The organism is Pseudomonas sp. LS2P72, from assembly GCF_054897865.1.
In genome coordinates this window covers 1,681,860-1,695,633 of the sequence record NZ_CM142708.1, presented here as the reverse complement: position 1 = coordinate 1,695,633, position 13,774 = coordinate 1,681,860, and the positions used below count along the sequence as shown (strand labels likewise).

Sequence of the window (13,774 nt, the reverse complement as noted above, 5' to 3'; positions counted from 1 at the left end):
GTCCACAACGGCTGGATGTGGGACAATACCCGCCACTTTCAGCCATACCCGAATCGACCACACCCATGAACGCCCCCCGCACACCAAGACCTGCGCGCAAAAAACCTGATTCCGCGACCCCGGCCAAAGCCGTGGAGCCCCGTGAGAAGGCCAGTCTGCATCCGCGCAACCGCCATCAGGGTCGTTACGACTTCCCGGCGCTGATCAAAACCACGCCGGAACTGGCGAAGTTCGTGATCATCAATCCGTACGGCAAGGAAAGTATCGACTTCGCCAGCCCGGACGCGGTGCGGGTGTTCAACCGGGCGCTGCTCAAGTCGTTCTATGGCGTCGCCCATTGGGACATCCCGGCCGATTACCTCTGCCCACCGGTTCCGGGCCGTGCCGATTACGTGCACTTCCTGGCCGACCTGCTGGCCAGCGTCAACGACGGCGAGATCCCTCGCGGCGCGCCGGTCAAGGTGCTCGATATCGGCATGGGCGCCAACTGCGTCTATCCGTTGATCGGCTACAGCGATTACCGCTGGCACTTCCTCGGTTCGGAAATCGACCCGAAGGCCGTGGCCGCCGCCAAAGCCATCGTGCAGTCCAACGGCCTGAACAAAGCCATCCAGTTGCGCCAGCAAAGCAATCCCAAGCACATTCTGCTGGGCCTGCTCGAACCCGGCGAACGCTTTGACCTGACCATGTGCAACCCACCGTTCCATGCCTCGATGGACGAAGCGACCAAGGGCAGCGAGCGTAAATGGCGCGCCTTGGGCCGTGCCGATCCAAAACGCAAACTGCCGGTGCTTAACTTTGGCGGTCAATCGGCCGAATTGTGGTGTGAAGGTGGCGAAGCACGGTTTGTGACGCAACTGATCGCTGAGAGCGCGCACTTTCAACACAAAGTGCTCTGGTTCAGCACGCTTGTGTCGAAAGCCTCAAACCTGCCGGCGATTCAGACGGCTCTGAAAAAGGCTGGCGTACTGGAAAGCCAGGTCGTGGAAATGTCCCAAGGCCAGAAACAAAGCCGCTTCGTCGCCTGGACCTTCCAGACCAAATCCGAGCAGCAGGTCTGGCGCGAACGCTGGGTTAAAAAAAGCTGAGTAACTGACCGACACAAATCAACTGTGGGAGCGAGACCGGCTTGCCGGCGAAGGCGATTTATCAGCCACATCAATATTGACTGTTAGATAGCTTTCGCGAGCAGGCTCGCTCCCACATTGGTTTAGCGGTGTTTGTTGTAAATCGCAGACATAAAAAAGCCGTGCCCGGATCACTCCGGAGCACGGCTTTTTTTAATGCGTCTTACTTGTTAACAGCGTCGGTCAGGCCTTTGGCCACAACCAGCTTGATAACTTTCTTGGCAGCGATTTCGATGGCAGCGCCAGTCGAAGGGTTGCGGCCGGTACGGGCAGGACGCTCAGTCACTTTCAGCTTGCCGATACCTGGCAGGGTGATTTCGCCGCCGTTTTCCAGCTGATCAGCAACGATTTGGCCCAGTTGGTCCAGAGCGTTACGCGCGGTAGTTTTTGGCGCGTCGATAGCTTCAGCGATGTCGGCGATCAGTTGGTCTTTAGTAAGAGCCATGTAATGTTCCTTCCCTATCAAATTCATATGGATTGCAGAGTGCAGTGTCAGCCATCGAGCCCGATCTTCTGGATCTGGCACCCTCGGCCATAACCACGAAGAGTCGGGGTTATAGATACCGAAATCAGGGTTTGGTTCGACCTGACAAATGCTGAATGCACGCTTAACGCAGTGACTTCGCGTAAGACCGGGCAAAACTAGCACAGAGACGGGGAAATATCCGCCTCTAGCTACCCATTTGGTCAGCTTTATTGCTCTAAAACTGTAAAAAACAGCATAAGCGCCATCGGGCACCTGCGAATTGCCCTTGGTGCCGCGCCAAAACCAGTGGTTGCGGTACACTTGGCACTTTTTGGGGGAGCACGCCCTCCTCTCTTCAATCAGCCGAGAAGCCCATGCCGATCCGTCATTGCATCGTCCACTTGATCGACAAAAAACCCGACGGCACGCCCGCAGTTCTCCACGCTCGCGATTCCGAATTGGCCGAGTCGAGCGCCATCGAGTACATGCTTGCCGACCTCAATGAGAGCTACAACGCCAAACAAGGCAAGGCCTGGGGTTTCTTCCATGCCGAGTCCGGGGCGCATCCGTTCAGCGGCTGGCTGAAGGAATACCTCGATGGCGGCAAGGATTTCACAGCGTTCAGCCGGGTGGCGGTGGAACACCTGCAAAAGCTGATGGAAGAGTCGAACCTCTCTGTGGGCGGCCACGTGCTGTTTGCGCATTATCAGCAAGGCATGACCGACTACCTGGCGATCGCGCTGCTGCACCACAGTGAAGGCGTTGCAGTGACCGATCAGCTGGACGTGACCCCGTCCCGGCACCTGGACCTGGGCCAACTGCATCTGGCGGCGCGGATCAACGTTTCTGAGTGGCAGAACAACAAGCAGTCCAAGCAGTACATTTCGTTCATCAAAGGCAAGAACGGCAAAAAGGTTTCGGAGTATTTCCGCGACTTCATCGGCTGCCAGGAAGGCGTCGACGGCCCCGGCGAAACCCGCACCCTGCTAAAGGCTTTCAGTGACTTCGTCGAAAGCGAGGACCTGCCGGAAGAATCCGCCCGCGAGAAGACCAAGACCCTGGTGGATTACGCCAGCAGCCAGGCAAAACTGGGCGAACCCATGGGCCTGGAAGAACTTTCGGAGCTGATCGACGAAGAGCGCCCTAAAGCCTTCTACGACCACATCCGCAACAAGGACTACGGCCTGTCGCCTGAGATTCCGGCAGATAAACGTACCCTCAACCAGTTCCGCCGCTTCACCGGTCGCGCCGAAGGCCTGTCCATCAGCTTCGAAGCGCACCTGCTGGGTTCGAAGATCGAATACGACGAAGAAGCCGGCACGCTGATCATCAAAGGTCTGCCGACCCAGCTCACCGACCAGCTCAAGCGACGTAACTGATGCTCGGCGGCGTACTGAAAAAATGCCTGCTGATCCTGCTGGTGGTCGTGGTTTACCAGAATTGGGGCAAGATCGAGCGGGTGTTCCATCCGGCGCAGGTGGTGTCGGAGCAGACTCAGGCGAAGGCCAACGTCGTGCTCTATGCCACCGAATGGTGCGGTTACTGCAAATTGACCCGACGCTTTCTCGATCAGAAGGGCATTCCGTACAAGGAGTTCGATATCGAGAAGGATGCCGAGGCGCGCAAGGCCTACGAAGCGCTGGGTGGCGGCGGGATTCCGATCATCGATGTGAACGGGACGTTGATTCGCGGGTATGACCCGGACAGCATTCTCGCCGCACTGAAGTAAACACAAATCCCTGTAGGAGCATGCGATGCGGCGATCCGACTTGCCCGCGATGGCCGCGACTCGGTGTAACCGTCACACCGTGTAATCGTTCATCGCGGGCAAGCCATGCTCCTACAAAGGAGTGGGTGTCAGCGTTTTTCGATGCGGAACCCGAACCGCGGGAAGTGCACATGCACCACACCGCCCCGCTCGTCTTCGCGACGCAGAATCAATTCTTCACTGCCCGCAAACAGCAACTCACCCGCCACCGGGTCAACGCCGTAGTCGATGGCGGCAATGACCACCTGCTGACCCGCCTCAAAACCATTCGGTTCGTCGAATCGCTCATCCGGCAATGCGGCCGGTGTGGCATTGCGCGCAATCTCCAGCGCCTCCTCGGAGCTCATCTCGCTGAACGCGCCATGACCAAAGCCCAACACGCGCCCCAGCCAGGCCGAAACCGCTGGATAAGCATCGACCAACGGTGACGTGACGGGCGTGGCTTTGAGGAACCACAACGGATGGGCCAGGGCAAAGTCGGCAATCGACGGCTCGCCGAACAGGAAGTCGCCCTGCTCACGCTGAAGCTGCTGCTCCAGACGCGTCATGATCGTCGGCCATTGATGCCGAGCCTGCTCTGCCGACAATCGTGTGGCGCTGCCACCGCTGAACAACTCCGCGCGATCAGCCAGGAACGCCTTGATCGCTTCCGGCGGCAACTTGCCGAAGCGCACAGCGATCGATTCCGGTTGAAACACCAGGCTGACCGCGTGCTGGAACACCACCGAATCCGCCCACGCGGCGAAGGTCGCGGCGATCATTTCCTGACCTTCGGGGAAGAACGCCGGCAAGGCTTTTACCTGTTCCAGACGACGGGCGATCAGCGCCGTGTCGCAATAGATATCCGCGCCAATCTGCAATACCGGCGTCTTGCGGTAGCCGCCAGTCAGCGCGGTCAGATCGGGTTTTGGCATCACCGGCGAGATCGTCACCGAGCGCCAGGACAACCCTTTGAAGCCCAGCAGCAAGCGAGCCTTTTCGGCAAAAAGGGACGTCGGGTAATGATGAAGAATCAAATCGGACATGCTCGGCTCCGCCGCACGAATAGGGAATCCGCAGCTTAGCGCGCATTCCCTGAACAGCCCACCGATCCGCCTGATGGGCACTTATCAGTCAGATTGATAAGCCCGCAACGGCACTCGCCACCAAGCATTCCTTGGCGCTTTTCTTGAGCTTTTTGATCAGCCGTTCCTGACGCAGCGCTTCGCTTTTGTCGCGACAGGCTTCGGTGTAGACCAGTGCCACGGCAGGGCTGGAGAGGAAAAAACGCGCGCCCTTGCCACTCTGGTGGGTGGCGAAGCGGCGCACGGGATCGTCGCTGATCCCGCAGTAGAGCGAACCATTGGCCGCGCGAACGAGGTAGACGAACCAGGGTTTGCTGACAGGTAGCATCGGTTCGGCGGCAATGACGGAAGATTCGCTGGCGGTGTTCACGTGACGATCATGGCTTGTAGGAAACAAGCCGCGATCTTATCAGCGACTGGCCTGGAATGCCTTCAGCCCCTTCATGGCTTGAGCGCGCACGGCGTTTCTCACCGCCGGCGTCCAGCCCAACAACAGCCCCTTGAAACCCAGCGCCTGTCGGGACCAGGCCCACAGATCGAAGCTGTCGTGATGCTCGCAAATCTTGCCGTCGCGAAAAACAAACCGCGCCTGAATGTCGTTGACCACGGTGTTGCCGGTCTGGCTGAACAGATACGTCGCCACCCAATGGGCGCCACCCGTGCGCTCGTCGCTGCGCACGTTATCGAACGTCAGGGAAAAATCCTTGGCCCGGGTGGTAAGCATGCGCCACATGTCGCCTGCATCGCGGCCGTGCAATTCGCCGAACGCCGGATCACTGAACACCACGTCGTCGGTATAGCAGGCGCTCATGGCCTCAGCATCCAGCCGCTGGAAGGCTTGGTAGAACTGGGTGATCAATGCGTTGTGGGCATCACTCATGGGCAGGCTCCCTGATGTGCAACGTGGTTTCAAAGGATTGCCTGCACGATAGTCAACAAAGGCGCGAAACACTATCGGCATTCGTGAGCCGAATACCGACAGTGTGCGGCTGTCAGACCCTTTCGCTTTCGACCTGGACGTACAGCGAACGTCCGGCGCCAAGACCGGCGATGATCGCCCCAAGGCCGATGATGCCGAAAATCCAGCCCAAGGCGTTCCAGCCGCCGGTCCAGTCATGCACGATACCGACCGCGAGCGGCCCCATGGACGCCAGGGTGTAACCGAAGCCTTGGGCCATGCTCGACAGGTTCGCCGCGACATGGGCGTCCCGCGAACGCAGCACAATCAGGGTCAACGCCAGACTGAACGCACCGCCCTGCCCGAGACCCAGCAGGATCGCCCAGCCCCACAAGCCTTCGATCGGTGCGTAGAGGCAACCGAACAGGCCGCCAAGGGTCAGCAGCATGACGATGACGATCGCCAGACGCTGATCCTTGCCACGCGTCGCCAGCCATGGCGCCGCCAATGAACTCGCCAACTGAACGATGACCGAGCCTGACAGCACCAGACCCGCCTGGGTCGGCGTCAGGCCGCGACCGATCAGGATCGATGGCAACCAGCCGAACACGATGTAGGCCAGAGAAGATTGCAGGCCCATGTACAGCGTCACTTGCCAGGCCAGTGGATCACGCAACAGACCGCGAACCCGATACGCGACGTTGTGCGCGCCGTGTTTCTGGCCGACTTGCGGCAACCAGAAAATCGCCGCGACCAATGCCGGAACCACCCAGAAACCTAGGCCCAAGGCCCAGCTCTTGTCGAAATGCTCGCTCAACGGCACGGTCGCGCCCGCGGCCATCGCCGCCCCCAGGCACAGGGCCATGGTGTAGACACCGGTCATGGTGCCCGCGTGTTTCGCGAAGTCGCGTTTAACGATGCCGGGCAGCAATACACCGATCACACCGATGCTGGCACCGGCCAATACGCTGCCGGCAAACAGGCCGATCTCGCCGAACGAACTGCGCAGGATGATCCCGCCGGCCAACATCAAGAGAATGCCCAACACCACTCGCTCGGCACCGAAACGTCGTGCCAGCACGGGCGCCAGCGGTGCAAACAAACCGAGGCACAGCACCGGCAATGTCGTCAGCAAACCGGCCTGGGCTGCCGACAAACCGAGGGTTTTCGAAACCTCACTGAGCATCGGCGCCATGCTCGACAGCGCCGGGCGCAGGTTCAGCGCCACCAGAATCAAGCCCAGCAACAACAGCCATGGGCGGCGCAGGATCGGGTGACTTTGCTGGACCTGTTCGTCATCCGCCTCAGCGTCGATCAGCAACTCTTCGAGCTCCGCCGTGCGCTTGGCCTGGGGAATGCTGCGGTTGTTGACCTGCTGGCTGGACATGGGGTTCTCGGTTTCAAGGTTCATTGATCAACTGCCTCGACAGGGCTTTGGCCCGTTCCGGGTCGCGTTGTTCGACGGCATCAAGCAGTTCGATATGAAGGTCGAACACTTCTTGGCGTCGAGGTGAAATGTTCAGGGTTTCGCGCAACTGCGCCCCGATGACGCTGGAGAAATAGCGGTACAGCTCGCTGAGAGTCGGGTTGTGTGCGGCGTCAACCAGACGGCGGTGGAACACCAGATCGCAGGCGATATACGTGTCGAGATCGCCGTGATAGTGGCTGCCACTGACGCCTAACGCCTCGCGCAATGCCACCAGGTCTTCGTCGGTACGACGCAACGCAGCCAGGCCGATGGCCTCGACTTCCAGAATGTGCCGTGTTTCCCGGGCTTGCTCGTGGGAGCAGCGGGACAACGCCTTCAGGGTGTCGAGCGGATCGACCACCGCCCGCAAATAGCTACCGTCGCCCTGACGGATTTCGATCAACCCGGAAAACGCCAATACGCGCATGGCTTCACGCACGGTGTTGCGGCTGATGCCCAGCTCGGCGGACAGCTCAGGTTCGGTGGGTAAACGCTGGCCGACCGTCCAGACGCCTTCGGTGATTCGTAGGCGTAACTGGTCCAGCGCCTGGTCGACCAGGGACCGTTTAACTAGCGGAGAAATGTCTGACATAGGATTCGCCCTTTCATCCAATCATAGGATGAATTTTCTGACATGTTAGTCAGCTTCGTCCGAGAGGACAACCGCCTAGGGTTAAGGGGCGGAAAAAGGAGCGGGATTTTCGATTGTTAAAATTACCCTTTAAGGGTAATTTTTATCTCAGGGTTGAAGTGTCTTATGGAAAAGAACACACCTCATTACGACTTGGCAGTGGTCAAGGCGGAGGTTGCCAGGATGGGGGTCCACGCTTTCACTAACATAGCGCTGGAGACAGGCAGGAGCATGGGACTCAATTACAAGAGCATGCAAAAGGTCATTTATACATTGGAGAGAAGGATGCTCTACAAATCCATGACCACTTATTTGGATCACCGAACCTGGCAGGACGTTTACCACGCAAAACTTAATGATCAGGAGATTTACATTAAAGTGACCTACTGCCCCGGCGGTGGCGCCCCAGTGATCTCCTTCAAGGAGAAAAACCTATGAAAATACGGCAATGCATGAGCTGTGGCGCCCGCGACGGCATGCATCACTTCGTCGATCGCAGTCTCACCGTCAATTACAAGCAAATGTCGCGACTGGTACACGATCTAGCCGGTTGGGAATGCAAGCTGTGCGGTGAAATCATCTTTGATGACACCACAGACAGCGCCGAACGATACGTCGATGCAGGCGATCAACTGCTGGAAGACTGCTTTCAAGTCATGGGATCCGAGATAAAACGTATCCGCCGCAAATTGCACCTCACACAGAAAGACGCGGTGAAGTTACTCTCTGGCGGCGGGCACAATGCGTTTTCCCGCTACGAGCGCGGTGAACTCGCCCCTCCTCAACCGCTGTTTACGCTGATGCGTTTGCTGGATCGCCACCCGCATCTCATGGCCGAGGTGCACGCGCTCAGCGAGGGCGCCGATTTAAAGCAGCTGTTGGCGACACGTCATCCGGAACAGGAAACCGCCCTGACGCAATAACCCCAGACAAAAATAAACCCGGAACACTGTCCGGGTTTATTTCACTGCCAAGCGCCAATCAATGCAGGATCTGGCTCAGGAACAGCTTGGTGCGCTCGTTCTGCGGATTATCGAAGAAGTCGTTCGGCGCAGCCTGCTCAACGATTTCACCCTTGTCCATGAAGATCACACGGTTGGCAACGGTGCGGGCGAAGCCCATTTCGTGGGTCACGCAGAGCATGGTCATGCCGTCTTCGGCCAGGCCGATCATGGTGTCGAGAACCTCTTTCACCATCTCCGGGTCGAGTGCCGAGGTCGGTTCGTCGAACAGCATGATTTTCGGTTTCATGCACAAGGCACGGGCAATCGCCACACGCTGTTGCTGACCGCCGGACAGTTGCCCCGGGAATTTATGCGCCTGCTCCGGAATGCGGACGCGTTCCAGGTAATGCATGGCGATTTCTTCGGCCTTGCGCTTGGGCATCTTGCGCACCCACATCGGCGCCAGCGTGCAGTTCTGCAGGATGGTCAGGTGCGGGAACAGGTTGAAGTGCTGGAACACCATGCCGACTTCGCGGCGGACCGATTCGATCTGCTTGAGGTCGTTGGTCAGCTCCACGCCATCAACCACGATGCGACCCTGCTGGTGTTCTTCCAGACGGTTGAGGCAACGGATGGTGGTGGATTTGCCGGAACCCGACGGGCCGCACAGAACGATACGCTCGCCCTGTTTAACGTTCAGGTTGATGTCTTTCAACACGTGGAACTGGCCGTACCACTTGTTCACGCCCTGCATCTGAATAATGCCTTCAGGGCTCACAGGCTTTTTGATTGCTTCGCTCATCAGAGAACTCCTAACGCTTGTGGCCAGTGTCGAGCTTGCGTTCCAGATGCATGGAATAGCGCGACATACCAAAACAGAAAATCCAGAACACCAGGGCCGCGAACACATAGCCTTCGGTGGCCATGCCCAACCATTTCGGGTCGGCGGCGGCTTGTTTGACGCTGTTGAGCAAGTCGAACAGGCCGATGATGATCACCAGGCTCGTGTCCTTGAACAGCGCAATGAAGGTGTTGACGATGCCGGGGATCACCAGCTTCAGGGCTTGCGGCAGAATCACCAGGCCCATGCTGCGCCAGTAACCGAGGCCCATCGCTGCGGCCGCTTCGTACTGACCTTTGGGAATCGCTTGCAGACCGCCACGCACCACTTCGGCGACGTAGGCCGACTGGAACAGGATCACGCCAATCAGCGCCCGCAACAGTTTGTCGAAGTTCATGCCTTCCGGCAGGAACAACGGCAGCATTACCGAGGACATGAACAGCACTGTGATCAACGGCACGCCGCGCCAGAATTCGATGAAGGTCACGCAGACCACACGAATCGCCGGCATGTTCGAACGACGGCCCAGCGCCAGGACGATACCCAGCGGCAATGCACCGGCAATACCGACGGTGGCGATTACCAGCGTCAGCATCAAGCCGCCCCACTGGCTGGTCGCCACCTGGGTCAGGCCGAAGACGCCGCCGTGCAACAGGCACCAGGCAACAATCGGATACACCACCAGAAAGCTCAGCCCGTACACCGCTTTACGCGGGAAGCGCGAGATGAACAACGGTGCCACGCCGACGACCGCCAGCCATACGGTCAGGTCAACGCGCCAGCGCAGGTCCACCGGGTAGTAGCCGTACATGAACTGGCCGAAGCGTTGCTGGATGAACACCCAGCAGGCGCCTTCCTTGGTGCAGTCAGCCTGGCTGGTGCCAACCCAGTTGGCATCGAGGATCGCCCATTCCAGAATCGGCGGGACCACCAGGTAAATAAGGTAGAACGCAAACAGGGTCAGCAAGGTGTTAAGCCAGCTGGAGAACATGTTCGCGCGCATCCACGCCACCACACCGATGCTTCTGTTCGGTGGAGGCATGTCAGGCTTGAAAGTATGAGTCGTCATGCGCTTTTCCTTACCGCTCGATCAGCGCAATGCGCTTGTTGTACCAGTTCATCAGCAGGGAAATGCTGATACTGATCGCCAGGTACACGCTCATGGTGATAGCAATCACCTCGATCGCCTGCCCGGTCTGGTTCAGCACCGTACCGGCAAACAACGAGACCATTTCCGGATAACCGATACCGGCCGCCAGCGAGGAGTTCTTCGCCAGGTTCAGGTATTGGCTGGTCAGCGGTGGAATGATCACGCGCAGGGCTTGCGGGATGATCACCTTGCGCAGGGTCGGACCGTTGCGCAGCCCCAACGAGTGCGCCGCTTCCGTCTGGCCGTGGCTGACCGACTTGATGCCCGAACGCACGATCTCGGCGATAAACGCCGCGGTGTACACGGTCAGGGCCAGAGTCAACGCCAGCAGTTCCGGGATCAGCACCCAGCCACCGACAAAGTTGAAGCCCTTGAGCTCCGGCATTTCCCAGTGCACCGGCGCGCCGAAAACCAGCGCGCACAGCGCAGGGATGACCAGGAACATCGCCAGGCCAACCCAGAACTTGTGGAACGGTACGCCCGTCGCTTCAAAACGCTTGTTGGCCCAGCGGCACATCAGCACGATGGCGACAATGGCTATGACGACGCTCACCACAAACGGCCAGAAACCGTCCGCCGCCAACGCTGCGGGCATATTCAGGCCGCGGCTGCTGACGAAGAAAGTGTCGCCGAAGTTATGGCTGTTGCGTGGCCCCGGCATGGTCAGGAACACCGCGAAGTACCAGAACAGGATTTGCAGCAGCGGCGGAATGTTACGGAAAACCTCTACATACACCGTCGCCAGCTTGGCAATGATCCAGTTCTTTGACAGCCGTGACACACCAACGATGAACCCGAGGATCGTCGCCAGGATCACGCCGATGAAGGTCACCAGCAGCGTGTTGAGCAAGCCGATGACAAACACCCGGGCATAGCTGTCCGATTCGGTGTAGTCGATCAGGTGTTGAGCGATGCCGAAACCGGCACTGCGCTCCAGAAAGTCGAAACCGGAGGTAATGCCCCGGTGTTGAAGGTTGGTCTGCGTGTTGTCGAACAGGTACCAGCCCATCGAGACCACCGCCACAATGGTGATGATCTGAAACAGCCACGCACGCACTTTGGGATCGCTGAGGCTGAGCCTCTGCTTTGGTGCGCCGATTGAATTTTGCATGAAGTGCCCCGGATGTAATGGAACAGAACATCACCCGGTGGTTGGCCCACCGGGTGATAGAACCATCAGCGCACTGGTGGTGCGTATTGAATGCCGCCGTTGTTCCACAGGCCGTTCAGCCCGCGGTCGATGGCCAGTGGAGTGCCTTTGCCGAGGTTTCTCTCGAACACTTCACCGTAGTTACCCACTTGCTTGACGATCTGCACGACCCAGTCTTTCTTCACTTTCAGGTCTTTGCCGTATTCACCGTCAGCGCCCAGCAGACGAGCAACGTCCGGGTTCTTGGTGGCTTGGGCTTCAGCTTCAACGTTTTTCTGGGTGATGCCCATTTCTTCAGCGTTGAGCATCGCGAACAGGGTCCACTTGACGATGCTGAACCACTCTTCGTCGCCTTTACGCACGACCGGGCCTAGAGGCTCCTTGGAGATGGTTTCCGGCAGAACGACGTAGTCGGTCGGGGTCGCCAGCTTGCTGCGTTGTGCGTAGAGCTGGGATTTGTCGGAGGTCAGCACGTCGCAACGACCGGATTCCAGCGACTTGGCGCTTTCATCGGAGGTGTCGAAGGTGATCGGGGTGTATTTCAGACCGTTACCGCGGAAGTAGTCGGAAACGTTCAGTTCGGTGGTGGTACCGGCTTGAATGCAGATGGTGGCGCCGTCGAGCTCTTTAGCGCTCTTCACGCCCAGCTTGTTGTTCACCAGGAAGCCGATGCCGTCGTAGTAAGTCACACCGGCAAACACCAGGCCCATGCCCGAATCGCGGGAGCTGGTCCAGGTGGTGTTACGCGACAGCACGTCGATTTCGCCGGACTGCAGCGCGGTGAAGCGCTCTTTGGCGTTCAACTGGCTGAATTTGACTTTGGTCGCATCGCCGAAAACGGCAGCAGCCACAGCGCGGCAGACATCAGCATCGATGCCGATGATCTTGCCAGTCGAGTCCGGAACCGAGAAGCCAGGCAGACCGTCACTGACGCCGCACTGTACGAAACCTTTCTTCTGCACTGCATCCAGGGTTGCACCCGCCTGAGCGAACCCACTGACACCGAGTACTGCGGCTGCAGTCACGATAGCCAGGGTGGATTTCAACATCTTCATTCAAACCTCCAGTTTTGCTCTTGTTGTGTCGGAGCTTGAGTCCAGTCGCACCCTTATGAGGCGTTGTTGACCCGTGTTGGCTTTTTTTGGGGTCAACCGACGTAAGACCTGCGCTATGAGTCTAGTAGGAGAAAATCCACATCATGGACAACTCACTTCTCACCAATCGGCCGAACGGGCTGTAGCCCTTTCACGTTCGCGAAGCCCGTAGCGGCCACTGGCGAACATCCATCACCGGATTCTTTGCTATCCCACCGCCAGCAGTACACTGATAGTGTTACCGCAAGGCGCGAGATGGGTTGCACCGTTTCCCCATAGCAAAGCCCGTACCAGACCGCTCGCCGAAGCGATTGCGCGACAGGTCAATAGCAAAACTTGTAGCCTTGCGACATCTTCTTAACTGATCAACCAGGCACGCACTCAGACCTCGCACTCAAAGAGAGCGCCTGCACAAAATTGGAGCAACCATGACCGAGCCCTTGATTCTTCAGCCCGTCAAGCCCGCAGACGCCTGCGTTATCTGGCTGCACGGCCTGGGCGCCGATCGCTACGACTTCTTGCCGGTGGCCGAGGCGTTGCAGGAAAGCCTGCTGACCACCCGCTTCGTTCTCCCCCAGGCACCGACCCGTGCCGTCACCATCAACGGCGGCTACGAGATGCCGAGCTGGTACGACATATTGGCCATGAGCCCGGCGCGCGCGATCAGTCGTGAGCAGCTGGAAGCGTCTGCGCAACGGGTCTTTGATTTGATCGAAGAGCAGAAGGCCGGCGGAATAGACGCCTCGCGCATCTTTCTTGCCGGTTTCTCCCAAGGTGGCGCGGTGGTATTGCACACAGCCTTTCTGAAATGGCAGGGTCCGTTGGGTGGCGTACTTGCCCTCTCGACCTACGCACCGACCTTCAGCGATGAACTGGAGCTTTCCGCCAGCCAGCAGCGCATTCCCGTGCTGTCTTTACACGGCCAGTACGATGACGTCGTTCAAAACTCCATGGGCCGCACCGCCTACGAGTATTTAAAGCAGCGTGGTGTCACCGTGACATGGCAGGAATACCCAATGGGGCACGAAGTGTTACCCGAGGAGATTCGCGACATTGGTGTCTGGCTCGCCGAGCGCTTGCGTTAACTGTTTATGTGAAAAGCAGCCCATTGATCCATCCCACTACGCCGCGCCCGATTCTTGCATTACACTGGCCGGCGTATATTCCTTAACC

16 protein-coding genes are annotated in these 13,774 nt (G+C 58.5%); 6 read left to right on the top strand and 10 right to left on the bottom strand.

Annotated features, from left to right (window positions below):
* Positions 1-65: 65 nt before the first annotated feature.
* Complete coding sequence (rlmF, locus tag ACYZUA_RS07850; protein WP_461962647.1) at positions 66-1,088, top strand: 23S rRNA (adenine(1618)-N(6))-methyltransferase RlmF; 1,023 nt, start codon at positions 66-68, stop codon at positions 1,086-1,088.
* A gap of 202 nt (positions 1,089-1,290) precedes the next feature.
* On the opposite strand, the gene ACYZUA_RS07845 is transcribed toward rlmF, so the two are convergent.
* Positions 1,291-1,572, bottom strand: coding sequence for an HU family DNA-binding protein (locus ACYZUA_RS07845; protein ID WP_007905514.1), 282 nt, complete (start codon positions 1,570-1,572; stop codon positions 1,291-1,293).
* Between the two features lie 395 nt (positions 1,573-1,967).
* Here ACYZUA_RS07845 and yejK point away from each other — a divergent pair, with 395 nt between their 5' ends.
* Entirely contained in the window at positions 1,968-2,972 is a 1,005-nt protein-coding gene (gene yejK / locus ACYZUA_RS07840; RefSeq protein ID WP_008147593.1) for a nucleoid-associated protein YejK, read from the top strand.
* On the top strand, positions 2,972-3,322 hold the full coding sequence (locus ACYZUA_RS07835; protein ID WP_415759235.1) for a glutaredoxin family protein: 351 nt from the start codon (positions 2,972-2,974) through the stop codon (positions 3,320-3,322). Before yejK ends, ACYZUA_RS07835 begins: the two co-directional genes overlap by 1 nt.
* Positions 3,323-3,450: 128 nt before the next feature.
* On the opposite strand, the gene ACYZUA_RS07830 is transcribed toward ACYZUA_RS07835, so the two are convergent.
* From ACYZUA_RS07830 to ACYZUA_RS07810, 5 genes are all read right to left on the bottom strand, one after another.
* On the bottom strand, positions 3,451-4,386 hold the full coding sequence (locus ACYZUA_RS07830) for a glutathione S-transferase family protein (protein WP_461962646.1): 936 nt from the start codon (positions 4,384-4,386) through the stop codon (positions 3,451-3,453).
* Between the two features lie 88 nt (positions 4,387-4,474).
* Positions 4,475-4,795 (bottom strand): GIY-YIG nuclease family protein, encoded by a 321-nt coding sequence (locus ACYZUA_RS07825; protein WP_461962645.1) that lies wholly within the window; start codon positions 4,793-4,795, stop codon positions 4,475-4,477.
* A gap of 39 nt (positions 4,796-4,834) precedes the next feature.
* Positions 4,835-5,305: a nuclear transport factor 2 family protein gene (locus tag ACYZUA_RS07820; RefSeq protein WP_461962644.1), complete on the bottom strand. Its 471-nt coding sequence runs from the start codon at positions 5,303-5,305 to the stop codon at positions 4,835-4,837.
* 112 nt (positions 5,306-5,417) lie between these two features.
* Positions 5,418-6,734: a CynX/NimT family MFS transporter gene (locus tag ACYZUA_RS07815; protein ID WP_461962643.1), complete on the bottom strand. Its 1,317-nt coding sequence runs from the start codon at positions 6,732-6,734 to the stop codon at positions 5,418-5,420.
* Entirely contained in the window at positions 6,724-7,383 is a 660-nt protein-coding gene (locus tag ACYZUA_RS07810; RefSeq protein ID WP_461962642.1) for a FadR/GntR family transcriptional regulator, read from the bottom strand. The genes ACYZUA_RS07815 and ACYZUA_RS07810 overlap by 11 nt, the downstream gene beginning before the upstream one ends.
* Before the next feature lie 165 nt (positions 7,384-7,548).
* On the opposite strand from ACYZUA_RS07810, the gene ACYZUA_RS07805 reads away from it, so the two are divergent.
* Together ACYZUA_RS07805 and ACYZUA_RS07800 are read left to right on the top strand one after the other, a co-directional pair.
* A complete protein-coding gene (locus ACYZUA_RS07805; RefSeq protein ID WP_461962641.1) occupies positions 7,549-7,860 on the top strand; it encodes a type II toxin-antitoxin system MqsR family toxin in 312 nt (103 codons plus the stop codon).
* Positions 7,857-8,345 (top strand): type II toxin-antitoxin system MqsA family antitoxin, encoded by a 489-nt coding sequence (locus ACYZUA_RS07800; RefSeq protein WP_461962640.1) that lies wholly within the window; start codon positions 7,857-7,859, stop codon positions 8,343-8,345. Before ACYZUA_RS07805 ends, ACYZUA_RS07800 begins: the two co-directional genes overlap by 4 nt.
* A 58-nt stretch (positions 8,346-8,403) precedes the next feature.
* Here the strand turns inward: ACYZUA_RS07800 and ACYZUA_RS07795 are convergent, their stop codons facing one another.
* The 4 genes from ACYZUA_RS07795 to ACYZUA_RS07780 form a co-directional block, all read right to left on the bottom strand.
* Positions 8,404-9,168: an amino acid ABC transporter ATP-binding protein gene (locus tag ACYZUA_RS07795; protein WP_008147575.1), complete on the bottom strand. Its 765-nt coding sequence runs from the start codon at positions 9,166-9,168 to the stop codon at positions 8,404-8,406.
* A 10-nt stretch (positions 9,169-9,178) separates the two neighbouring features.
* On the bottom strand, positions 9,179-10,276 hold the full coding sequence (locus ACYZUA_RS07790) for an amino acid ABC transporter permease (RefSeq protein WP_461962639.1): 1,098 nt from the start codon (positions 10,274-10,276) through the stop codon (positions 9,179-9,181).
* A gap of 10 nt (positions 10,277-10,286) precedes the next feature.
* Entirely contained in the window at positions 10,287-11,468 is a 1,182-nt protein-coding gene (locus tag ACYZUA_RS07785) for an amino acid ABC transporter permease (RefSeq protein WP_461962638.1), read from the bottom strand.
* Between the two features lie 65 nt (positions 11,469-11,533).
* Positions 11,534-12,562: an amino acid ABC transporter substrate-binding protein gene (locus ACYZUA_RS07780; protein WP_461962637.1), complete on the bottom strand. Its 1,029-nt coding sequence runs from the start codon at positions 12,560-12,562 to the stop codon at positions 11,534-11,536.
* Positions 12,563-13,029: 467 nt separating this feature from the next.
* Between ACYZUA_RS07780 and ACYZUA_RS07775 the strand changes: the two genes are divergently transcribed.
* Positions 13,030-13,686 carry an alpha/beta hydrolase gene (locus ACYZUA_RS07775; protein ID WP_461962636.1) on the top strand — a complete coding sequence of 219 codons (657 nt, stop codon included), beginning with the start codon at positions 13,030-13,032 and terminating at the stop codon, positions 13,684-13,686.
* The last annotated feature ends 88 nt before the right edge of the window (positions 13,687-13,774 follow it).